19 protein-coding genes are annotated in these 24659 nt (G+C 37.6%); 5 read left to right on the top strand and 14 right to left on the bottom strand.

From position 1 onward, the window contains the following. The first annotated feature begins 6 nt into the window (after nucleotides 1–6). The 3 genes from ACEW8U_RS16915 (at nucleotide 7) to ACEW8U_RS16905 (ending at nucleotide 5490) form a co-directional block, all read left to right on the top strand. Nucleotides 7–2787 (top strand): alpha-amylase family glycosyl hydrolase, encoded by a 2781-nt coding sequence (locus ACEW8U_RS16915; RefSeq protein WP_373523235.1) that lies wholly within the window; start codon nucleotides 7–9, stop codon nucleotides 2785–2787. A 23-nt stretch (nucleotides 2788–2810) separates the two neighbouring features. Beyond that, on the top strand, nucleotides 2811–3872 hold the full coding sequence (fbaA, locus tag ACEW8U_RS16910; RefSeq protein WP_373523234.1) for a class II fructose-bisphosphate aldolase: 1062 nt from the start codon (nucleotides 2811–2813) through the stop codon (nucleotides 3870–3872). A gap of 67 nt (nucleotides 3873–3939) precedes the next feature. Then, on the top strand, nucleotides 3940–5490 hold the full coding sequence (locus ACEW8U_RS16905; protein ID WP_373523233.1) for an alpha-amylase family glycosyl hydrolase: 1551 nt from the start codon (nucleotides 3940–3942) through the stop codon (nucleotides 5488–5490). 93 nt (nucleotides 5491–5583) lie between these two features. On the opposite strand, the gene pfkA is transcribed toward ACEW8U_RS16905, so the two are convergent. Continuing rightward, nucleotides 5584–6570 (bottom strand): 6-phosphofructokinase, encoded by a 987-nt coding sequence (gene pfkA, locus ACEW8U_RS16900; protein WP_373523232.1) that lies wholly within the window; start codon nucleotides 6568–6570, stop codon nucleotides 5584–5586. Then, nucleotides 6570–6944 (bottom strand): methylglyoxal synthase, encoded by a 375-nt coding sequence (locus tag ACEW8U_RS16895; protein WP_373523231.1) that lies wholly within the window; start codon nucleotides 6942–6944, stop codon nucleotides 6570–6572. The genes pfkA and ACEW8U_RS16895 overlap by 1 nt, the downstream gene beginning before the upstream one ends. Before the next feature lie 231 nt (nucleotides 6945–7175). On the opposite strand from ACEW8U_RS16895, the gene mscL reads away from it, so the two are divergent. Further along, on the top strand, nucleotides 7176–7589 hold the full coding sequence (gene mscL, locus ACEW8U_RS16890) for a large-conductance mechanosensitive channel protein MscL (protein ID WP_373523230.1): 414 nt from the start codon (nucleotides 7176–7178) through the stop codon (nucleotides 7587–7589). Between the two features lie 36 nt (nucleotides 7590–7625). Here the strand turns inward: mscL and ACEW8U_RS16885 are convergent, their stop codons facing one another. From ACEW8U_RS16885 to ACEW8U_RS16830, 12 genes are all read right to left on the bottom strand, one after another. Further along, nucleotides 7626–8078, bottom strand: coding sequence for a hypothetical protein (locus tag ACEW8U_RS16885; RefSeq protein WP_373523229.1), 453 nt, complete (start codon nucleotides 8076–8078; stop codon nucleotides 7626–7628). 10 nt (nucleotides 8079–8088) lie between these two features. After that, a complete protein-coding gene (locus ACEW8U_RS16880) occupies nucleotides 8089–8466 on the bottom strand; it encodes a hypothetical protein (RefSeq protein WP_373523228.1) in 378 nt (125 codons plus the stop codon). A gap of 36 nt (nucleotides 8467–8502) precedes the next feature. After that, nucleotides 8503–9051, bottom strand: coding sequence for an RNA polymerase sigma factor (locus tag ACEW8U_RS16875; RefSeq protein WP_373523227.1), 549 nt, complete (start codon nucleotides 9049–9051; stop codon nucleotides 8503–8505). Between the two features lie 196 nt (nucleotides 9052–9247). Further along, the gene (locus ACEW8U_RS16870; RefSeq protein WP_373523226.1) at nucleotides 9248–10171 is read right to left on the bottom strand and encodes a universal stress protein; all 924 of its coding nucleotides are present in this window, start codon (nucleotides 10169–10171) and stop codon (nucleotides 9248–9250) included. A gap of 544 nt (nucleotides 10172–10715) precedes the next feature. Beyond that, complete coding sequence (locus ACEW8U_RS16865) at nucleotides 10716–12194, bottom strand: lipopolysaccharide biosynthesis protein (RefSeq protein WP_373523225.1); 1479 nt, start codon at nucleotides 12192–12194, stop codon at nucleotides 10716–10718. Nucleotides 12195–12220: 26 nt separating this feature from the next. Continuing rightward, nucleotides 12221–13063, bottom strand: a complete 843-nt coding sequence (locus ACEW8U_RS16860) for an FkbM family methyltransferase (RefSeq protein ID WP_373523224.1) — start codon at nucleotides 13061–13063, stop codon at nucleotides 12221–12223. Nucleotides 13064–13077: 14 nt separating this feature from the next. Further along, the gene (locus ACEW8U_RS16855) at nucleotides 13078–14124 is read right to left on the bottom strand and encodes a glycosyltransferase family 4 protein (protein ID WP_373523223.1); all 1047 of its coding nucleotides are present in this window, start codon (nucleotides 14122–14124) and stop codon (nucleotides 13078–13080) included. A 3-nt stretch (nucleotides 14125–14127) separates the two neighbouring features. Further along, complete coding sequence (locus tag ACEW8U_RS16850; protein WP_373523222.1) at nucleotides 14128–16560, bottom strand: YfhO family protein; 2433 nt, start codon at nucleotides 16558–16560, stop codon at nucleotides 14128–14130. A 268-nt stretch (nucleotides 16561–16828) separates the two neighbouring features. Then, nucleotides 16829–17839, bottom strand: coding sequence for a LacI family DNA-binding transcriptional regulator (locus ACEW8U_RS16845; protein ID WP_373523221.1), 1011 nt, complete (start codon nucleotides 17837–17839; stop codon nucleotides 16829–16831). Nucleotides 17840–17898: 59 nt separating this feature from the next. Then, the gene (gene araA / locus ACEW8U_RS16840; RefSeq protein ID WP_373523220.1) at nucleotides 17899–19401 is read right to left on the bottom strand and encodes an L-arabinose isomerase; all 1503 of its coding nucleotides are present in this window, start codon (nucleotides 19399–19401) and stop codon (nucleotides 17899–17901) included. A gap of 33 nt (nucleotides 19402–19434) precedes the next feature. After that, the gene (locus ACEW8U_RS16835; RefSeq protein WP_373523219.1) at nucleotides 19435–21300 is read right to left on the bottom strand and encodes a sodium/solute symporter; all 1866 of its coding nucleotides are present in this window, start codon (nucleotides 21298–21300) and stop codon (nucleotides 19435–19437) included. 106 nt (nucleotides 21301–21406) lie between these two features. After that, nucleotides 21407–22117, bottom strand: a complete 711-nt coding sequence (locus tag ACEW8U_RS16830) for an NUDIX domain-containing protein (RefSeq protein ID WP_373523218.1) — start codon at nucleotides 22115–22117, stop codon at nucleotides 21407–21409. A 218-nt stretch (nucleotides 22118–22335) separates the two neighbouring features. On the opposite strand from ACEW8U_RS16830, the gene ACEW8U_RS16825 reads away from it, so the two are divergent. Next, on the top strand, nucleotides 22336–24659 hold a 2324-nt coding region (locus tag ACEW8U_RS16825), incomplete at its 3' end, for a DUF5695 domain-containing protein (protein ID WP_373523217.1).

Raw genomic sequence — 24659 nt, 5'->3', positions numbered from 1 at the left:
TTACAAATGCTTAAAAAATTACTAATTTCTCTTGCTTTTTTGGCTTCAGCAGCTTCCGTATTTGGACAAGTTACAACAGTCCCAAGTTTCCCTCGTGCTGACCAGAATATCAAAATAACTTATGATGCCACCAAAGGGACCACAGGGCTTCAGGGTCTTGATCCGATCTATATACATATCGGGGCTGTCATAGCAGGTCCAACCTCAAACGTATGGGCGATCGTGCCATTTGCATGGGGAACTTCCAATCCTGATGCCAGGATGACCAAAGTCGCAGATAATATATGGGAATGGGAATTGACGCCCAACGAGTTTTTCAACATTACCTCAGGACAAACTATATACAGAATGGGGATGGTCTTCAGGAATGCAGATGGGACCAGGGAAGGAAAGACTGATACAAATGGCGATTTTTTTGTCGATCTAAGTCAAGGCTTTCAGGTCACATTTAACAATCCAACCAGTTCATCAGTGCTTTTGGAAGTGGGGGATACCCAGGAAATTTCTATAGTTTCTTCTGAACTCGCTGACCTGAGTATTTCAATAAATGGTTCTATAGTCAGTTCATCTTCTAATGTTGATGAATTAGGTTACACTTATCAGGCAGTATCTGAGGGTGCATTTAATGTTGAAGCCAAAGCGGTAAAAGGAGAGGAAGAAAATACAGCAGAACTTGTCATCACCGTGGTAGGGCCAAGTCCTAAACAACCCTTGCCACAAGGAGTGCTGAAGGGTATCAATTATATTTCTGATACAGAAGTGGTTTTGGTTTTGGAAGCCCCAATGAAAAAAAATGCATTTGTGATCGGGGATTTTAATGATTGGCAGGTATTGCAAGCATACCAAATGAATCAGACTTTGGACGGGGAAATGTTTTGGTACAGGTTGACAGGACTTGTTCCGGGTCAGGAATATATTTTTCAATATTTAATAGATGGGAGCATCCGAATTGGTGATCCTTATGCGGATAAAGTTTCTGACCCTTTTCATGACGGTGAAATTATTCAACAAAATAGGTATCCTGGATTGAAACCTTATCCTCAAGGAAAGACTGATTTTCAGGCTACATTTTTACAGACCGCTCAAGAAGAATACCAATGGCAACATACCGATTACAATAAACCTGCTCCGGAAGAATTGGTGGTTTATGAACTATTGGTCAGAGACTTTGACGACAGAAGAACATTCAAGGCAGTAACTGAAAGACTGGATTATTTGAAAGATCTTGGTATCAATGCAATAGAATTGATGCCGATTAAAGAGTTTGAAGGTAATCTTTCATGGGGTTATAACCCATCCTTCTTTTTTGCTGTCGATAAATTCTATGGACCGAAAAACCATTTGAAGGAGCTGATAGATGAAGCGCATAAAAGGGATATGGTGGTGATTTTGGATATGGTCCTTAATCATGCATTTGGACAAAATCCTTATGTCAGGCTTTATAATGATGGGGATTATGGGGCTCCTACACTGGATAATCCATGGCTTAACAGGACGGCTAGGCATCCATTTAATGTGGGTTATGATTTCAACCATGAAAGTACTTACACCAAAGCATTTGTGGATTCGGTTAATAATTATTGGTTGGCGGAATACAAAGTAGACGGCTATAGATTTGATTTGAGCAAAGGATTTACCCAAGTCAATTCAGGAGATAATGTTGGCCAGTGGGGTCAAAGAGATCAATCCAGAATTGATATTTGGAAAAATATCCATGATCGAATCAAGGCAAATCATCCTGACGCTTATGTGATTTTAGAGCATTTTGCAGATAATTCAGAAGAAAAGGAATTGGCAGATTACGGCATGATGTTTTGGGGCAATCTTAATTTTGATTTCAGGGAAATAGCCAAAGGCAATTCAAGAAATTTTGATTGGGGATATTACCAAACAAGAGGTTGGGCAAAAAACAACTTGGTTAGCTACATGGAAAGTCACGATGAAGAAAGGACGATGTGGGAAACCCTTACATGGGGACAGACTTCCCCTGTCAACCTGAGGCAATTAAGAAATGCGGTTAACAGAAATCAGTTGATGGCAACGTTCTTTTTTTCCATTCCCGGTCCAAAGATGATATGGCAGTTTGAAGAATTTGGGTATGATTTGGAATTGAACAACGATAGGCTTGGAATCAAACCTACCAGGTGGAATTACCTTGATGATCCAGATAGGATCAGGTTGTTTAATTTGTATAGGGCCATGATCGACCTGAAAAAGAATCATAATGCATTTAACAATCCCGATAATGCCATTCTAAATTTGGCTCAGCCCTTAAAATCCATCAGACTTATTGATGGGGATTTTCAATTTATTCTTCATGGAAATTTTGGTCTTACAGATGTCAATAATGCGAACCTGAGTTTTCCTACGCAGGGAACATGGTATAATTATTTCACAGGAGAGGAAATTAATATTACGGGAAACTCAAGGACTTTCAGATTGAGGGCTAATCAGTTTTTATTGTTCACCAATCAGAAACTAGCCATGCCAGAGGGCGACATTTTAGAAGACCCAATTACATCAATTGGTCCCGAAGATGTGGATTTTAAAGGATTTAAACTTTATCCTGTTCCAGCAAATGACAAGATAAATGTGGCAGCTCCAGAAGCAGTCAATCAGTTCAGATACAGGATTATAGATGTGAAAGGATCTGTTTTAAGAGAAGGAAGTCACACTGTGTCTGATAATATTTTGCAAGTGGATATTAAGGATTTTAACTCAGGTCTTTATATCTTTGAGATTAGTGATAACCGTCAGGTTCTTAGAAAACGGTTTATAAAACAATAATCAACCATTTTTGAAAAAACATCATGAAATTCAAACCAGGAGTAAAGTATGGTGAGGAGCTCAAAGATCTTTTGGATTATGCCAAAGACAATGAGTTTGCAATGCCTGCTGTAAATGTAATCAATACCAGTACCATCAATGCTGTTTTGGAAACTGCTAAAAAAGTGAATTCACCTGTAATTGTACAGTTTTCAAACGGTGGAGGACAATTTTATGCAGGTAAAGGAGCAGGAAATCAAAATCAAATCGGAGCGATTCAGGGCTCAATATCAGGAGCATTACATGTTCATAGAATGGCAGAGGCTTATGGAGTTCCTGTAATTTTACATACAGACCATTGTGCCAAAAAACTTCTGCCTTGGATAGACGGATTGTTGGATGAAGGAAGAGCATTTTACAATGCTTATAAAAAACCTTTGTTCAGTTCCCACATGTTGGATCTTTCCGAAGAACCGATTGAGGAGAACATGGAGATTTCAGTTAGATACTTCAAAGAGTTTGTAAAACTTGAAATGGGTATAGAAATTGAGTTGGGTGTAACAGGTGGAGAAGAAGATGGTGTAGATAATACAGATATCGACAGTTCCAAACTTTATACCCAACCCAAAGAAGTAGCCTATGCTTATGAACAATTAAAAGATATTGGGGAATTGTTTACAGTTGCAGCTTCTTTTGGAAATGTTCATGGAGTGTACAAACCTGGAAATGTCAGTCTAAAACCTGAAATTCTTAAAAGCTCTCAAGAATATCTGAATCAGAAACATGGCTTATCCGGTAAGCCTCTTTACTTTGTTTTCCATGGAGGTTCAGGTTCTACGGCAGCCGAAATCAAAGAAGCAACAGGTTACGGGGTGATCAAAATGAATATCGATACCGATCAGCAATGGGCATTTTGGGAAGGTGTGAAAAATTATTACAAGGCTAATGAAGGATATTTGCAGAGTCAATTGGGAAATCCTGATGGAAGCTCTTCACCGAATAAAAAATATTATGATCCCAGAGTATGGCTCAGAAAAGGGGAAGAGAATTTTATAAAGAGACTTGAATTGGCATTTGAAGAACTCAATGCCATCAACCGAAACTGATAAAGACTTCAACTATATTGAAAAAGTCACTTTAAAAGTGACTTTTTCTTTTTAATAATTCACCCATATGAAAAAGTACACAATCCTCTATATTCTTTTAATGTTGATATTAACAACTTCGTGTTCAGATAATAAAAGAAAAAAAATTGAAAATCACTGGCCTCAAGCAGGAATTACTTATGAAATTTTTATCCAATCATTTTACGATTCGAATGGAGATGGAATAGGAGATATCAATGGGGTTACCAAAAAGCTTGACCATGTAAAGGAATTGGGTGCGAATGCCATTTGGTTTATGCCCATCATGGCTTCCCCAAGCTACCATAAATATGATGTAACAGATTACAAGAGTGTTCACCCCGATTATGGGACAATAGAAGAATTCAAGACACTAATTGATGAAGCTCATAAAAAGGACATCAAGATTGTCATTGACATGATTATCAACCATACCAGCAACCAACATCCATGGTTTTTGGAATCACAAAAAAGTAGAGAAAACCCATATCGGGATTATTATGTGTGGGCTCAAAAGGATACCATAGCCGATTATATCAATAAAAAGACAATCACCCTTGACAGTGATAATATCCGTCAATGGCATGACCCGGGATTTGGTCAGGATTATTATTATGGGTTTTTCTATGGCGGAATGCCTGACCTCAATTTTGACAATCCCAAAGTACGGGATGAAATCTTTGAAATTGGAAGATTTTGGTTGGAAGAAGTTGGAGTTGACGGATTCAGACTAGATGCTGCCAAACATATTTTCCCTGATGACAGGCCTGAAGATAACCATGCTTTTTGGAAGGAGTTCAGAGATAAAATGGTTGCCATCAACCCTGACATTTATTTAGTAGGCGAGGTATATGACAAAAAGGAAATTGTGGCACCTTACCTTCCTGGTCTTCCTGCTCTGTTCAACTTTGATTTCCATTATTCATTGATTGAATCCTATCAGAAGGAAGATGGTATGCTACTTGCGAAAAAGCAAAAAGAGGTCCTTGATTTCTACCTTGATATTACAAACGACTTTATAGACGCCACCTTTTCATCCAATCACGATCAGCCAAGACTTTTAAATTCTCTCGGTGAAAATCCAAAAAAACACAAGCAGGCTATCAATATTCTGATGACCATGCCAGGTGCACCGTATCTTTATTATGGAGAGGAAATTGGAATGTTGGGTAAAAAACCGGATGAAAATATCAGAGAACCGTTTTTATGGGATATCAAAAACAATGACAAAGGTCGGACGGCATGGATTGAACCCGTTTATTCAATTGATGAGACCGTTACCCCCTTAGCGATCCAAAAGTCAATGAGTACGAGTTATTTCAACCATTATAAGGATATTATCAAACTGAGAAATAGTAATCGAGCATTATCTCTAGGAAATTTGGAACTGTATCTAGGTAGTTTACCCAAACCTGTCATGGCGTTTTTCAGAAACCACAAGGATCAGGAAGTCTTTGTTGTGCATAACTTGAGTGATGAAAATCAGACAATTGATGCACCTGAGGAATTTACAATAGAGTTGTTTTCTTATGGCAATGCCAAAATAGATGGCAGTAAAATAAATCTTCCTGCTTATAGTTCCTTGGTGCTTGAATATTAATCTTATTCCATAGGTTTCAATTTTTCAGATGAAAATCTAGGTAAAAAAAATGGAGGTCATTAGACCTCCATTTTTTGACTCCGTTATTTGAAATCAGGTTGAAAGGATTTTTGCTATCCTAAAATCGTCTTCATCAACTTCCTTACTTCCGATAATTGCTTTTGCGATAGGTGTAAAAACAATTTTATTGTTGATGATACCTGCCATGACATCATATTTACCATTGATAAGACCCTCTACTGCGGCAACTCCCAATTTGCTTGCAAGCACTCTATCGGAGGAGCTTGGGGCACCACCTCTTTGTAAATGACCTAAAATTGTAACTTTTATGTCATAATAGGGGAGTTGTTTTTTGATTTTCTCAGCAATCTCGGCAGCACCACCACTTTTCCCCCCTTCTGCAACAATTACGATATTGGAGGTTTTCATTGCTTTTGTCCGCGCTTTGAGCCGTTCTACTAACCGTTCTATAGGCATTTTTTTCTCTGGTATTAGTGTGGCAGCTGCAGCACTGCCAATTCCCGCATTGATAGCTATAAAACCTGCATCTCTTCCCATCACCTCCACAAAGAAAAGTCTGTCATGGGATGTAGCGGTATCCCGGATTTTGTCTATTGCCTCAATGGCTGTGTTGCACGCTGTATCAAAACCTATTGTAAGATCAGTGCCGGCAAGATCGTTATCAATAGTTCCTGGGATTCCAATGGATGGGATACCATATTCCTGATAAAAAAGATGGGCACCTGTAAGAGAGCCGTCTCCTCCGATCACAACAAGTCCATCTATATTATGCTTTTTAAGATTTTCATATGCTTTTTTCCTACCCTCAGGAGTTCTGAACTCAGCACTCCTGGCAGATTTTAAGAAGGTACCGCCTCTTTCAAGTATATGTGCAATATTCTTGGATTCCAGTTTTTTGATTTCATCTTGAATCATCCCTTCATATCCTCTATAAATACCGTACATTTCTAGGTTATAAAAAAAACCTGCCCTGACAGCAGCCCTAATTGCAGCATTCATCCCTGGGGCATCACCACCTGAGGTGAAAACGCCAATTCTTTTAATTGTCTTAATTTCCATCAAAATTGGGAGGTTAATTGTTCAAACATCAATTGAGCGCCTGCTGGATTGGTAGCCAAAGGTATATTATGGACATCACATAGCCTCATCAACATCTGCACATCCGGTTCATGGGGATGTTTATCCAAAGGATCTCTAAAAAATATAACCATAGACAATTCTTTTTGAGCTGCCATTGAAGCAATTTGGGCATCACCACCCATTGGCCCTGAAAGGAGTTTCTGAACCTTGAATCCTGCTCTTTCAATATGCAAACCTGTAGTGCCAGTTGCGACCAAATCTATATTAGCATGATGCAGTTCTTTTTTATAGCCACTGAGGAAATGAACCATATCAGCTTTTTTTCCATCATGAGCAATCAATGCGATTTTCATTCTCTTTGATTTAATAGGTTTCGGATCTAAAGTTAAAAAAAATTAAGTCTTCATGTCTAGAATACTTTTAATAATCCTGATTAGCAAGTAGTGGTTTTAAGGAATTGGCTTATTTATTATCTTAAAGGACAATAAACTTCCTCCATTCAAACTAATTGTTAACCAACGTGGTTTTATTTTAATTTTTTTAACTATTTTCAAAAAATATATTCACCAACTTTAATAAAAAATATGAGCCTAGTTAAAGAATTCAAGGAATTTGCCATGAAAGGCAATGTAGTTGATTTGGCGGTTGCTGTCATTATTGGTGGCGCATTCGGCAAAATTGTTTCTTCATTTGTCAATGATATTGTAATGCCGCCTTTAGGTATGCTTTTAGGAAATGTTGATTTCAAAGATCTGGTATTCATTCTGAGGGATGCTTATATTTCGGAGGGTGGGGAGGAAATGGCCCCTGTTACGCTCAGCTATGGTAATTTTATTCAAAATGTAGTTGATTTTCTTATAATTGCATTTGTCATTTTTATGGCTATCAGAGCAATGAATTCTTTGAAAAAGAAAGAAGAAGCGGCGCCTTCTGCACCACCTGCACCTCCAAAATCCGAAGTGCTTTTGGAAGAAATCAGAGATTTGTTGAAAAAATAAAAAATAAAAAAGCAGCTGAAAAGCTGCTTTTTTATTTTAATTTCTTCGGCCTCTATCACTGCCCTGTTGCATCCTGTAAACTTGTCTTGTAAATTCCCGATTAACACCTCCTAACTTCATAGCCTGCACAGGAGTGATGGCTTTTGTAACTTCTTCCATAAAGATTTTTTCTTTGTCGAGTAATTGTTGTTGTAGGGAAAGCCTTTCCTGAATCATTTCCCTTGCTTTAGCATCTGTGATTTCCTGCGAAGAACTTCTATTGATGGTAGAAATCTTATCCATCAAGATACCCCTGTCTTCATTGTACTGATTGTAAAGAGGCCAGAATTTTGTGGCCTGATCAGCCTTTAAATCCAGTCTATTGGTAATAAAAGCAACTCTTGCAGCTTCCAGTTTTTCTTTGTCGTATTGCTGACCTCCTGGTCTCTGGGCTAGCAAGGACGAGAATGAAAATGCAAAGACTATAAATATTAAGTTGTATTTTTTCATGATTTTTTGATTAATACCACCAATCTTCTTCAGATTGATCAGTGTTTTCGTTTTCATATGTTCCCCATTCCATGGTGATAATTTCATCAAGAATGGAATTGGGATTATCAGCAAAAGATAAAATATCTTCTGCTTGCCAATATCCGGAATTAATGTACAAATCTATTTCCTGATCTAGATTGGCTTCAAGGGTGTTATTGGGATGGATATCATTGCTGAGAACAAAAATAAACATACCTAATATAATGACGGCTGCCGCTGCCATACTTGTAATGAGTGTAAAAGACCTTGTTTTTTGTTTTTTGTTTTTAGCCAAGATCTTTTCTGGGAGGTTTTCAAAATAATCCTGTGGAGTATTGAAAATATTAGTTTTAGGTAGATTTTTCATGATTATGTCGGTTAGACAGAAATACTGGAGAGAAGTTTATTCTATTCGAAGTTCATTCTCAATTTTTTTTGCCGCATGATGGTAACTGGCTTTTAGGGCCCCAATCGAAGTTTCGGTAATCTGACTGATTTCATCATAGCCCAAATCCTCGAAGTACCTTAAATTAAATACCAATCTTTGTTTATCCGGTAATTTTAATAAAGCTTTTTGAAGTTTTCTTTCTATCTCATCTCCTGTGATCATCCCAGAATGATCAAGGTAGCTTTCCATTACGGCTTCATGGTCATCTATAGAAAAGAAAAATCTCTTTTTTTTCTTTTGAAGGAAATTCAAGCTCTCATTCGTCGCAATCCGGTATAGCCAAGTGAACAAGGAAGAATTTCCATGAAAATTATTGATGTTTTTGAAGGCTTTGACAAATGTGTTTTGGGTAATATCATCAGCATCCTCATGGATTACAACCATTTTTCTGATGACTCCATAAATTCTTCTTTGATACATTTCAATTAAAGATCTGTACCCTTTTTCCCGGGTGTCGGGATTTTGGATCATCTGCAAAAGTTCTAAATCGCTTATTGAAATCATTCGCTTCTTTGACAAGTGAATAATACATAAGTTTAATTTGTTTTCAAAAATAGGCGAGAAATGACGGCATTCATTTCAGTTCTGTATTTTGGTCTTAAAAATCATTTAATTCGATTTATAAAAAGAGGGAGTTTAAAAAAAATCGCTAAACAAAGCGTTAGAATTTAATTAGCGATTTTTAATTTTCAAATTATCCTTAAATCTCAAGGATATAATCCAATATACCTGCGTTTTTACCTTTTGGTCTTGTCACTAGTAATGGGAACTCGTCATTGAGCTGAATAAGTCGTTCAGCCATACTGCCAATGAAAAGTGCAGTAGCAGCGGTCCTTCCTTTGGCACCGATAATTATAGAATCGGCACCTATTTCTTTGGCTTTTGCCAAAATATCCTCAACAGGATCATCATCTTCATCCTGCGTGTATACAGGGTTGATTTTGATATTTTTTGAATCAATTTTTCTGATGAATTTTTTAAAATTTATCTCAGCATGCATCAACATGATGGCTGTAAATTCCTGATAGCTTTTACCTGTAAAATGATAACCTGAGGGCACTGTGAAAACATTTTGGCAAACTATTTCTGCATTGCCACCATATTTTTCTACAATCAAGATAGCTTCTTCCATGGCATCTTTGGAATAATCCGAAAAATCACTGGGGACCAAAAGCTTTTCCATTTTTGGTTCGGATTTTTCGGGAATGATCAACAAGGAACAACTTGCCCTCCTTGCCAACCTTTGAGAGACGACACCTGTACCAGGTAGGGTTACTTTTCTTCCAACCAGAATCATATCAGCAGATTTCTCATGAGCAAGTTTGAGAATTTTTTTGGATAGTTGACCTTCCTTGACAACGTAAGAAAATTCAACATGATGGTCTTCTCCAAAATTCATCTCCACGACTTCCTTCATTTGCGCTTTCCTTTCTTCTACCATATTATCTATTAAATGCGGAAATTCCTCCAAGACATCTTTTGGGATATTGAGGTTTCTGATCACATTGGTGAAATAGATCTTTTTGGTTTGATTGACATTGGAAATGAAAGACGCAAACCTAACAAGAGTGGCATCTAATTCACTCTGATCCAGACAAACTATGAGTTTTTTTATTTGATACATTTTTTTTAACCTAATCGAATCGCAAAATTAAACGATTTCAATGATGAAAAGTTGATTTTGGTAAAATATTATTTTGAATTTATAATTAAATTTTAACTGGACAGATTATTATTTCGAACAAGATGCAATCTTAATTTAAGGTTAAAGGGAAAATCCAAAAATAGATTGATTCACTGATTTCATAATTTTTTTTCCCAATAAAAATACTGATTAAATGTATTGAACAAAATGAATTTTGGTGAATTTGTTTGGAAAGGGTTATTATCCCATAAAAACATCAAATTACAAAAATTCACTTTCATGGCATTCTTGTAGGCTTAAACGTTTGTTAGTTTAATTCGTATATTTGCCCAAATGGCTCAGGTCGCTGACATGTTCCAACTTCACAATTAAATACAATGCCGAGTAAAGCCCTTTCCAAAAACAGGCCTCATTCTCCCGATAGCTTTCGGGAGAACCTCGTATCTTAGGATTCAGGATAACAGTGGACGTTTGCGGATTTCAGGCAGCTCAAATCTTGTCAATAAAGAGGTTTGGTAACACTCTATGGCCTGGGCCTTTTTACTTTTTCGATTAAGCTTTTTTGACTGTTTTTAGCTATTCCGAGTAAATATATCCCGGCAAAATAAATCAGGGTTATAACCACTGACCTTAAAAGTATGTCATTGAGTCCTACCTCCATGTATTGCAATAGCAAAAATTGAATGCTATAAGTAAGGACACCCAAGATCAGAATTTTCAAAACATCAAGAGAGAATGGATCAAAACCCAATCTGATTTTGATATAAATATATTTGATCAGGTTATAAAGTAGAAGTGATAAAAAGGAGGCAACTGCAGCCCCTTCTATACCATAGATTGGAATTAGCAGGAGATTCAATAATATGACCGCAACACACATGATTAATGTCGCTGTGATGTTGAATATGTAATACTTGGAAAACACAATAATTTCTCCGTTAATAGAAAAAAGAATATCAGCCATCTTGGCAAGACCAATCCATAATACTACCCATTTTCCAGTTTCATAAATTACATTGTTTGGGACAAAATAATAGAGATTGTCAATATTGGACCATATACCCAAAAACAAAAGCAGGCAGATCAAAAACTGATGTACTGCAATATTTTTATATAGTTTATTGATTTCAAGATGTTCCTGCTTAGCAAAGTGCTCTGCAATGACGGGCATGGCAGCTTGGGAAATGGCCCGTCTCGGTAGTTCTATGACTATTGCTATAGAAAATGCTATCATGTAAATGGCATTGGCATCTAATCCAATCATTGAACTCACCATCAAGCTATCTATTTTCATGATAAGCACCGAGCCAGCTGTACCCAAAAGGGTAATCAAGCTGTATTTCATGAATTCACTTCTAAATCCTTTTGGAAATGAAGAAAAGTCGAAGTCTAATTTGAAAATATTTATTCTCAGCATGTAAATGAGCATCCCTATCACTGTAATCAAATAAAGAACAGCTAATCCCCAGATCATTTGGTCAAAACTTAACCACCCTATAAAATATAATCCAACAAGTGCCGCGGTAAACAATCTATTGACAACCTCTCTGAAAAAGGAAGGGACTGCGATCTTCATAAATGACCTGCAAAAAGCTTCTAAAATAGTGTTCATTACTGAAAATAAGGTGATGAACAGTACAACGCCTAAAAAATCAATGACCTCAGGTGAGTTGGTGGCAAAGGCAGCAATTACATTATCTTTAAAAAACAAGAAAAGTATCGAAACTATAAGGAATCCAACAAAAGTCAATACCAAGCTCAAAGTAAAAAAAGCAAACATTTTTTCTTTGACCAGAGGAAAAAAGCGGGTGATACCATTGCCAATTCCCAATTGGGCAATGGGAACAATCAATAATGCCATATCTTGAAGCGTTCTGAACAAGCCGATTTCCTCAGGCTGTAAAACAAATGGCAGCAGCCAAAGTACATTAAAATAACCTATCAAAACTCCTATGTAAGAAGAAATGGTGGTCAGTAGACTTTGGCGGGCTATGAGTTTCATGGGAAACAAAAATAGAAAGATAATCCTTATTTTACCGAAGCAAGGATATTGCAGAATTCCTTTGGAACATGGTTTATTAAAATGCGTTTTCCCCTAAGACCTATTTTCTCGAAAGTGTATCCTATTGGCCTAAGTAACTCAAAAATTTCCTCAGGTTCATATCCTCCTGCCAAGCAAGCTTCTCTGTTGATTTCGATCATGAGGTATGGTTTGTATTTTTTCAAGGTTTTTAATGCACCTTTCAAAACCTGTAATTCAGCACCTTCCACATCGATTTTGATAAGATCAACATGGTGACTATCCAATAGATTTAATTGGTTGTCCAAGGTATCGAGTATGATTTCTTGAATCAAGACAGTATGGGTCTGGGTCGGAAACATGGTATTTACCCCTTCATTGTCTCCTTCTTTGCCATATAGATTGAGTTTACCTGGAGCCTCGGACAATCCTATTTTCAAGGGAATCAGGGCGCTTTGAAAATTCGGGTTTAAGGAAAAATTAAATTTTAACTGATCATAAAGTCCATCCATGGGTTCAAATGCGATAACCTTACCGGTATTTCCGGCATGTTTTACTGCCCATAGACTGTATTCTCCCTGATTTGCTCCCACATCGATGATGGTCTGACCTTTTTTAAGGATTTTTTGAAGTACAAACATCGGTGCCCAATCATGAGCGCCTCTCCAATAAATTGCCGATCCCATACTTTTGGATATGTCTACCTTCATAGTTATTCCTCGAAAAGAAAAGGTTCTCCATTCAGGACCTTGGGAGTTTTTTTGGAAAAGATTCCTAATGAATTGGACCAAAAAATATCCGCCCGGTATGACAAATAAATTTCTGGTGAATAATGCTGCAATTTTTTCCATTTGTTATTTGAAAATCAGTAGGGTAGTTTTGTAAACAGCAAATCTTGCCTGCTCTGCAAAGAATATTTTTGTTTGATTCTTTCTCTTGCCTTTCGGTTGAAAGTATCCTGAACTGGCGTTTCGAGAATTTTCCTGATTAGCTTTTCTAAAAGGTTGATATCTCGGTGATCCAAAACATATCCTGTTTCGCCGATGATTTCAGGAATGATGTTGGCCTTACTGCCTATCGGTGTACAACCGCACAGCATGGCTTCACACAATGCGCAACCAAATCCCTCAAATACCGAAAGTTGGAAATAAAACGAAGCTACACGGTATTCATTTCTGATCATTTCAGCATTTATTTTACCTAGAAACTTTACGTTTTTCATATTGCCGTTCAATGTTTCAGGTTTGGACATTCCTGCAATTTTAAAATTACAGTCAGGAAATCTTTTTGCCAATTCAAGAATCAGATCCCCTCCTTTCAGCATGTATTGTTCCGAAGAAAGCACAGCTAAAAAAGATCTGGGTGATTTTTCAATAATTTCATCGGCATTCCAATATTCAGGATCAAATCCATTATGGATTATTGAGTAATCTTTTCTGAGTTCAGGGAAATGATAAAGGAATCCGTTATTGATGATGTTACCTTTTGAGAAAAAATCATTCCCCGAATTCACCAATGATTCGCTAACAGGGAACAGGCCGGTAGCCCATTCATAGGATTTTCCACAGAACCATTTCAAAAGGGGAATTCTCAAACTCCCATAATTTAACTCAGGGATAGAAGCACAGTCAGTTCCGTGAAGAATGATATAGACCGGCTTTTGGAACAGCTTTCCCAATAAACTTGGGAAAAATGACCAATATCCTCCAAAATGAACGAGTATTAGATTAACATGGCCAATGTTTACTAACAAGTTAAAAAATTGAATAACCATAAATATCGGTGCCAGTTCTTTCCTTTTCCAGTTGTAGGAATCAATAATAAGGTCGTATTTTTTGGATAGGAAATTGATGTCCTGTAAAATAAATGTTTGAAAGGAGGGAGTTACCAACAGTAACTTTGGTTTTCTCATTAATCAGTCGGTTTTATTGTTCCTGTAAAACGTGTAACCTATACTTCCTATGAGTAGAAGAACTGTTAAGTATTGAAAGACGACTACCCACAATTTGGTAGCATAGTAACTTGCGGGTTCGAATTTCATTTGAACTTCAGATTGACCCTCGGGCACCATAATTCCCCTAAGTAGGTAATTAGTCCTGATGATTTCTGTTTCCTTTCCATTGACCAAAGCCTTCCAGCCAATCGGATAATAAATCTCAGAAAAGACCACCAATCCTCCTTTTTCGGCAGTGATGGAATAATTGAGTTCGTTGGGGCTACTTTGGTTCAGGTTTACTTGCCCGGAGCCAGATTGGATTTCTCCAAAGTTTTTTTCATTGACCGTTGCAGTTGATTTGGTATCCATCGTTGCAACCATATTGATTTCTTCTTCATCTGTGATTACTTTTTGGATATTGGAAGGAAACCATGCATAACCATTGGATTCAGGATTCTGAAAAACTGCATTTTCAGCCTTTCCTGCTATGATATATTTGGTATTCAACATGTTCAGAGAATTTAAACTCTCCCAATCAAAATTTCCTTCCTGAGCTTTTTGGATAAAAGCCTGCATTTCAGGACTAATGACGTTTTCTATCATTTCTTGATACCTTTTCATTTTGGCACCATGATATCCTCCGACACTGTTGAAATAATAACTGGTCCGCGCATCGTTAAAGGGATTTTCCAGGTTCAATACCCTGAAATAACCTTTATCGGCAAGGATCCTTTCATCGGCAGGATTTTTGGCAAAAAACTGGTCTTTGGGACTGTATTGAAATGCATCCTCATTGAGGTATCGTTTGTTGATCATCCAAAGATCAATTACCAAGATGGTTGCAATAGCCAATCCTGCTAGCTGTGTTGATATTTTGTTTTTCAAAGCGGCCCAGATCAATCCGGCAGAAAGCAGGATGAAAAGAAGACTTTTAAAAGCACTGCTGCGCATAATTGATTTCCTGTCTTCTTGAAGTGCTTCCACTAGCCAGTCAGGAAAATTGGAATCCACCTGACCCCTAAAGCTGAAAATGCCAGCAAAAACCGCAAAAATCAGAGCCAAACCCGCAGTTGCCCCCAATGCAATCAATAATTTTTTGACCAACTCTTTTTGGTCATGATTTCTAAAAAAATGTTCTAGTCCCAAACTTCCCAAAACGGGAATGGCAAATAGAGCCATTGAAAGTCCCATGGTAACTGCCCTGAATTTGTTATATCCAGGTAAGAAATCAAAAACGGTAAAATTGAACCATTCTAGATTTTTGCCCCATGCCAACAAAATGGACAGTAGCGTTATTGAAAGGAAAATATACTTTTCTTTGTTAGGAGCAAACAGTAACCCAAGGACAAAAAAGAAAATCATAATGGCCCCTCCATAAATCGGCCCTCCGGTTCCAGGTTGATCTCCCCAATAGGTTCGGCCATTCTGAAGAAAATCTCTGATTTGATCCTCTTGAGCACCATATGATCTCAAGGCCTCTTCTGACTTGGAATTTTTGGGAAGTGGTTCTACACTTGCCCCACCATATAAATATGGGACCAGGAATGTTAGGGTTTCTATTTTCCCCTGTGACCAATTGAACGCATAATCTTTATCAAGTCCTTGTTGGGAGGGGTCTTTAGATGATGTCAAATTTGAGGTTCCTCTTGTAGAGTAGGTACCATATTCCAAAACTGTCGCAAATCTGCTAAGATTGGCTCCAACAGCCAAAACTGCTCCTAACAATAATACAAGAATTGTTTTTCCGAAATACGGTAAACCTTTTTGTTTAAAAGCGTCGATCAATTGGGCAAGTCCATAAATACCAACTATCAAGACGGTGTAATAAGTAATTTGTAAATGGTTGAACTTTAATTGAAGCATAAGACCAAATGCAAATAAGGCCAGTCCAATAATCCTTTTTCCGGAAAATGCCAAATGGATTCCTGCCAGAATCAAAGGAATCAGGCAAATTGCCCAGATTTTGGCGTTATGTCCAGCATCCAAACTGATCACATGAAAAGTGTTGAAGGCAAAAGCAATGGCTCCGGGAATGGAGAATTCAGGCCTTATTTTGAAACTCAGTAAAAGGATATACATCGAAACCATACCAAAAAAAAGAGAATTGATAGGGTGGGGGAGTCCTAGTGTAAATACCTTGGTCAGGAAATTAGTGATATCCCCGGGTATTTCGAAACTGACCAGATACGCAGGCATTCCACCAAATAACCTGTTGGTCCACAATGCTTCATCACCTGTTTCTGCTCTATAATCCATGATTTCCTTGGCAGCACCTTCCCATTGGAGTATGTCATATTGGAAAAGAATTTTGCCATCAAAAACCGCGGGTGAGAAATAAAACAGTACAATCAGGTAAAAAATAACCACACTTATGATATGGGGCAGGATATCTTTTTTGAAGTTGGGTTGCATTCTGATGTGTTTAACAATTGCTAGATAACCCGCAAATTATAAATTATTGGGAGAAAAATCTTTATCCTCTGCTCCACTATTCCATTTTTAACTATCATTTAGAATTAAAAACTCTAATAGCATGATCTTCCAACTTCCCAGTCTGGCACCATACAGGCATCTTCCGTCTTCGGTCTTCCTTCTTCTAGTCATTATAATAATAAGTGATGCAACTTGCAGGTAGTCGGATATTCATATTTCTTTTAAGATGCAGTCACCTAAAACCACTTCAAGTTGAATCTCTTTCAATTATTTTGGTGTTCAAAGTAAAAACTTTGGAAGGCAAAGCGTCAGGATGCCTTATTTCCTCCAACAATCTCTTAGCAGCCGTTTGGCCCATATCAAAAGAAGGTTGTTCCACTGTGGTCAGATTTGGTTCGATGATTTCGGCAGCAGGTGAATTGGAGAAACCCATGACCGCTATTTGCCGAGGGATTTCGATATTGTTTTTTTTCAAATGTCGAATGCAATCTATTGCTACTGTATCATTGATGGCAAGTATTGCATCGGGCTGGTTTTTCAAGCCCAGGTAAAAGTCAATACATGCTGAAGTAGTTTGTCTAGACAGATCTGATTCCAAAATCCAATCAGATTCAAAATTCATTTGGTGGCTCCTAAGGGCGTTTTGATATCCGATTAACCTGTTTTTACAGATACTAAGAATTTTAGGACCACACAAAAACGCAATATTTTTATATCCTTTACGAATCAGGTACTGCGTAGCTTCAAAAGAACTTTCCTCATCATTGATAACTACTTTTGAATTTGAGCCATTTTCATCTACCCTGTCAAAATAAACAAAAGGAATTTGATGTTCTTTCAATTGGTTCAAATGCTCAAAAGAATTTGTCTCCCGCGACAAAGAGATCAAAATACCGCCTACTCTTGAATCTTGAAGAGTTTTGATATTGAACTTTTCCTGTTCCAAAGACTCATTGGATTGGCATATGATCAGGTTATAGCCATTTTCCAAACAGGTCTTTTGCATACCACTGATGCATGAGGAAAAAAAATGGAGTTCAAGATCGGGGACAACCACTCCGATGGTGTTGGAAGATTTTGTTTTAAGGGATTTAGCAAAAAGATTTGGATGATAATCCATTTCCTTTGCTGCCAACATGACCATTTTCTTGGTTTCATCTTTGATCGTTGGCAGGTCACTAAGTGCCCTTGATACAGTTGAAACAGCGATGTTGAGTTTTTTTGCTATATCTTTTAATGTGACATGTTCTCGTTTCATTAATTTCCATATATGGTTTTGAAGCAATAAAGGAGCTTTAGAAGCTCCTTTATTATCAATTATTTGTCAAATACTTTGTAATAAATTTCACTCCATTTCAGCTCATTTTGAAATTGCTTCAGATTTGTATTCTTATCAATCACAAGATTTTCTACTCCTGCAATGGAAGTAAAATCAGATAAATGCTCAATCGACAAGTTTTGACTGAAGCAAGTATGATGTGCTCCACCAGCATAAATCCAAGCAGCACAAGCTGTATTCATATCAGGCAGGGGTTTCCACATGACCCGAGCTACAGGAAGTTTCGGAAGATCAAATTGAGGCGCTATAGCTTCTACTGTATTCACCACTAACCTGAATCTATTGCCCATATCAACAAGGGAAGCATTGAGAGAAGGTCCCGATTTGCCATTAAAGACCAATCTTACAGGATCTTCCTTACCTCCAATTCCTAAAGGATGTACCTCACATTTTGGTTTTCCATTGGCCAAGACAGGATCTACTTCTAACATGTGAGCGCCTAAAACCAGATTATTGTTCGGTTCAAAGTGATATGTATAATCTTCCATAAAGGCATTTCCACCTGCAAGACCTGTCCCCATTACTTTCATTGCCCTCACCAAAGCGGCAGTTTTCCAATCGCCTTCCCCGGCATATCCATATCCTTCAGCCATTAGCCTTTGAGTACCTATTCCGGGAAGTTGTTTCATGCCATGCAAATCCTCAAAAGTATTTGTAAATCCTTTAAATCCTCCCTCATTAAGGAATCTACGCATGCCTAGTTCGATTTTTGCAGCATCCAAAAGGGAGCTTCTTCGGTCTCCATCTTTCAGGAGATTTTTGGCAAGGGTATAAGAATCCTCATACTCCGATACAAGTTGATTTACTTCATTTTCTGAAATGGCATTGATTGACTGAACCAAATCACCAACAGGATGGGTGTTCACAGCAAAACCAAATTTCAACTCAGCTTCAACCTTGTCACCCTCGGTGACGGCTACATTTCGCATATTGTCGCCAAACCTTGCGAATTTTGCGCCTTGCCAATCCTTCCATGCAGAAGCAGCCCTTGCCCAAGTGTCTATTTGAGATTTAACACCTTCATCTTCCCAATATCCCACAACTACCTTCCGGTTGATTTTCATTCTTGAAACCATAAAACCAAATTCCCTATCTCCATGGGCACTTTGATTGAGGTTCATAAAATCCATATCGATTGAATCCCATGGGATATCCCTGTTGAATTGCGTATGGAGATGAAGTAAGGGCTTTGTCAGAATCTTCAAACCTGATATCCACATTTTGGCTGGAGAAAAAGTGTGCATCCAAGTAATTAGTCCAATACAGGATTCTGATTGGTTTGCTTCAAGGCAGACAGCGTGAATTTCTTCCGTGGTTTTGACTATAGGTTTAAAAATTATGCTTACGCTGATTTGGGTTGAATTATGAAGTTCTTTTGAAATAATAAGTGAATGTTCAGCTACTTGTCTGAGTGTTTCCTCTCCATAAAGGTGCTGGCTACCAGTGACAAACCACACCTCGTTCTGTTTTAAGCTATTCATGACAGGTCATTTTCGGTTATTAAATATTCTAAATTACATCCAAAAAAAATAATAGAGCATCCCAACAATCAATACAATTCCAGCAGCTCCAAGGTTGAAAGGTGTGGCAGTATTGAATAGTTCAGGATTGATCTCATATGCTTTTTCATCGGATGTTTTCATTCGGGTATTGGTAAAGAGAATTATTCCCAGCATTACAAATAATGTGGCAAGCATAAAAATGGATTCGATTCCCAAATATTGAAAGGGCTCAAACAAAATCAAGCCTAATACTGCAAGGATTAGCCCAAAAATCATAAAGGCATACCCAGTGATCAAGATGCCCTGATTTTTTCCATAATTTGGATTGATTCCTGTTTTTTTCTCAGAAAAGCTTATCACAGAAGCCAAGAAACAAAGTACGATAAATACATAACCCATTCTAAGAATGAAAGGCATTTCCGGATATACAATCTTGAATACAATCCCAGCTGGAATTGTTGCAATAGCTGTCCACAATGCTGCATTTGCAGTGATCTGCCGCCAAAATAACCCCATACAAAATACTGCAACCACACCGGGATAAATGTATCCGGTATATTCTTGGATATATTGGAAAACCTGATCCAAAGTACTCAATTTTGGTGCTATGGACATGGCAATCAATAAAGCTACAATAGCAACTATTCTCCCTGTATTTACCAGTTGCTTATTATTGGCATTTGGATTGAAATATGTTCTATAAATGTCCATTGTGAAAATGGTAGAAGTACTGTTTATCATGGAAGCCAAAGAAGAAACTATTGCAGCAGCAAGTGCCGCAAATGCCAGACCTCTAAACCCAGCAGGGACAAAGTTTTTAAGCAACCAAGGATAGGCCTCATCAGATTTTTCAATTGTCCCTATTTGCTCAACAGGAACATTGAGCATGAGGGAAAGTTTTTCCGGACTGAAATCATTGATCAAAACATAGGCAGCAATGCCAGGTATTACGACTAATAATGGAATCAGAATTTTGAGATAACCCGCGAAAATTAGCCCTTTTTTTGCTTCTTTAATACTTTTGGCAGCGAGGCCTTTCTGAATGATATATTGGTTGAAACCCCAATAACCGATATTGGTCAGCCACATTGCCCCTAAAATAACAGCTACCCCGGGTAAATCCTGATAAGCGTCCTTAAGGCCACCTTCACCATTTGAGATCATCAACTGACCTTGCGGAATGATCATGGAAAAATGGTCTCTCCCACTTTTAAATATTGTACTCAATCCGGCAAATACACCATTGCCATCACCCACAGCATCAAGAGCCAAAAATGTTGTCATCAAACCACCACCAATCAGAACAATTACTTGAACTACATCCGTCCAGGCCACAGCCTCTAATCCTCCATAAATGGAATAGATGCCCGAAAAAATCAAAAGGCCAATAATTCCATATAACAAGGGTATTCCCATTATTTTTTCCATGGCCAATGCACCTAAATAGCTTACTGAAGTCAAGTTCACAAAAACGTAAACCAGCAACCAGAAAACAGCAAATGCAGTACTTACACTCCGGTTGAATCGCTGGCTGAGGAACTGTGGCATGGTATAAATGCCCTTGTCAAGAAAAACAGGAAGAAAATATTTTGCTACAATAATCAATGCTATGGCTGCAATCCACTCATAAGCTGCTATCCCCAACCCAATTGCAAATCCTGAACCTGATGTACCTATAAAATGCTCCGCAGAAATATTTGCTGCGATAAGAGAAGCACCTACTGCCCACCAAGTTAAAGATTTATCTGCTAAAAAGTATTCCTGTGCCGTTTTCTGAACTCCTTGTTTGGTCCTTGAGACATAGAGACCTATAGTTACGATAGTAAGTCCATAGATTATAAATACTATATAATCTAAAGTTGAAAAACCTGAATTCATTGTCCGGATTTTTAGGTTAATTGGTATAAAGCAATATTCAGCATATTAGATATAAGTGTCATAAATACACCATATATTTAAGAAAAAAAAATATATGAGTGATTAATTATTCACTGAGCATGGGGATTTCATTTTTCGGAATAAAATTCAATATGCTCTGAAAATTTTCTTTATAATATTCCTCATCGAGACTGTAGAAAAATGCCCCTTTCTTACTGCTGGATTTATCTTTGTCTTTTTCTTTTTTTAATAAGCTAGTGGATAGGATCTTTCTACTGAAATTTCTCTTGTCTATTTTGGTGTCGTATAATCCCTCATACATTGCCTGTAGCTGTGGCAGGGTGAATTTATCTGGAAGGAGCTCAAATAGGATAGGATGAAATGCGGCCTTATAGCGCAACCTTTCCATGGCAGTTTTGACCATTTCTTCATGGTCAAAAATGAGTTTGGGTAAATCCTTGACCAAAAACCACCTTGCATGGAAATCATCGTTTATCTGTTGTTGGTATTTTTGAATATCAATCAAGGCAACATAAGCAACAGCGACCACCCTCTCGATAGGGTCTCTATCAGGCTTTCCAAAAATATGTAATTGTTCCAAATACACATCCTCCAAACCCGTCAATTGCTTGAGGATTCGGTCAGCAGCTTCATCCACGGACTCATTGATCTGCACAAATCCTCCCATAAGACTCCATTTTTCTTTCTCGGGGGCAAATCCTCTTTGTATCAATAATAATTTATAATCTGATCCATCAAAGCCAAAAATAATGCTGTCAACGGCTACCAAAAGCCTAGCCTGATTTGAGTATTTCATATTTCTAAATTTAGAATTGTAAAATTAAGAATTTTAAAATAAACTACTGGTAAAGTAAATAAAACACTTAATTATAGTAAAAAGAATAAGGAAATCATACATCCTAATCAATATAGTATCGGTATCGGTTAATTGAAGATAAATTTATATTAAGTGTTTATTGTACGTTTGTAAATATCGGATAAATGCGATCTTCCAGGCTTAAATTATTATCGTATATGAAATTCAAAACACATTTAATTCTTAACATTCATAGCAGACTAGTTATTTTGATTTTTTTGATGTTGATAATTGTCTTCCAGTCGGCAGGACAAAATGTTTGGACTAGAATTGAAAATAGGAATCAGACTTTGAATGTGTCGAAACAATCGGAGTTTAAAGTTGGGGGTTTCATGTTGAAAATTGTGGATGAATCCCAGACTGTAGCTGAATTAAGACCAAATGCGGACCTGGCTTTTGATTTTGTCCCATCTGAATTACTCTCAGTCAGAAGTAGGGATAGTCTATATCACTTAGGTGATATAAATATCATGCTGAGGAGAAAAGGTGATAAGGATTGGAGAAAATTCTCCTCTGCTAAAGAACGCAAATCAGTCAAACCATTGACCCAATCAAAAGAATATCTTTCAGGATCTATCTTGAATCCAACTTTGGGAGAAGATTTACCGGTTGAAATCAATAGGTTTTGGGAAGAAAAGGATGGATCACTTATAATGCGTTTTGAAATTGTTAATCATAGTCAATCGGAGGTGGAGATTGGCTATTTAGGTTTTCCAATGGTATTCGACAATATTCTTCACCGAAAGAATTTGGAAGAAGCTCATCTTCAAAAAGTGTTTTATGATCCATATATAGGTAAGGATGCTGGATATCTTCAAGTGGTAAGGCTAAGCGGAAAAGGACCGGTGTTATTGGTATTGCCAAATAAAAATGCTGGTTTTGAAGCTTATAATCCACTTTTGGATGATATGACTCCAAGAAGTATCACATTTGAAGGTTTTCATGATTGGGTGGTTCATAGCAAAGCGCTTGCTGAAACGCAATGGGAAAATGTTTCACCTTGGAATACACCAACCTCTATTTTCCTTGAACCTAGAGCAAAGAGATCAGTTTCCTTTAAATTTGTACTTGCTGAGGATGTAAAAGGAATTGAAAAAACTTTGGTTTTGCACGATAGGCCTGTTGCAGTAGGTATACCTGGTTATGTTATCCCCCTAGATGTTGATGGTAAATTATTTTTGAATGCTCGGCATCAGGTCAAAGAAATGATCGTTGAGCCTGAGGATGGAATTGAGATTAAAAAAATCGGTGAGGGCAAATCCGGTATTTGGACAGGATTTCAAGTAAACGGTAAAACTTGGGGCAGAAGCAGATTGACTATCGAATATGAAAATGGAGAAAAGCAGACCATACATTATAATGTTATCAAACCTGAAAAAGAGGTAATCGCTGATTTTGGGAGATTCTTGACTACCGAACAATGGTATGAAAACGATCAGGATTTATTCGGTAGACACAACTCGGTAATATCCTACGATATTGAGAAAAATGCCAAAGTATTGGAAGATAGCAGGGCTTGGATTCCTGGACTAAGTGATGAAGCTGGAGCTGGTTCATGGCTTGCAGCAATGATGAAGCAGGCAATTCAACCAGATAAAGGGGAGATGGAAAAGCTTTCCAAATTTTATTTTGAGACACTTTGGGGAGGAATTCAGTATAGTGATGGTCCAAATAAGTATGGTGTAAGAAAAAGCATGTTTTATTATGAACCGGAGAAATTCCCTGAAGGCACTTATAGCAAAGATGTCAACTACAGTACTTGGGCAGCTTGGAACCAAAAGGAGGCAGAATCAACAGGTAGATCCTACAACTACCCCCACGTCGCCGCAGCACATTGGGTAATGTACAGGTTGTCAAGATTCCACAAAAATCTTGTAGATCAAAAGTCGTGGGATTGGTATTTGGAAAACGCATTTCATACTGCTGTTGCCATGGTTGAACAGGCTCCCCATTATGCGCAATACGGACAGATGGAAGGCACTATTTTCTTGATGATTTTAAAAGATCTTCAAAGAGAAGGTATGTTTAATATGGCTCAGGAATTAGAGGAGTTAATGAGAAAGAGGGCAGATGTCTGGGCAGCACTTGCGTATCCTTTTGGCAGTGAGATGCCATGGGATTCTACCGGTCAAGAAGAAGTTTACATGTGGTCAGATTATTTTGGGTATGTGGAGAAGTCAGAAGTTACTTTGAATGCAATTTTGGCGTATATGCCAACAGTCCCACATTGGGGTTACAATGGAAGTGCAAGAAGGTATTGGGATTTTGTCTATGGCGGAAAACTACGAAGGATTGAAAGACAATTGCACCATTATGGCTCGGCTCTGAATTCCATTCCGGTTTTAAATGCTTATCACAAAAACCCTGAAGATCTTTATTTGCTAAGAGTAGGTTATGGCGGTGTTTTGGGCGGTATTTCAAATATTACCCAAAATGGCTTTGGGCCAGCTGCTTTCCATTCATTTCCCAATACCTTAAAAAT

This window comes from Aquiflexum sp., assembly GCF_041751335.1.
Lineage (GTDB): Bacteria > Bacteroidota > Bacteroidia > Cytophagales > Cyclobacteriaceae > Aquiflexum.
This window is presented reverse-complemented; position numbering and strand designations above follow the sequence as displayed.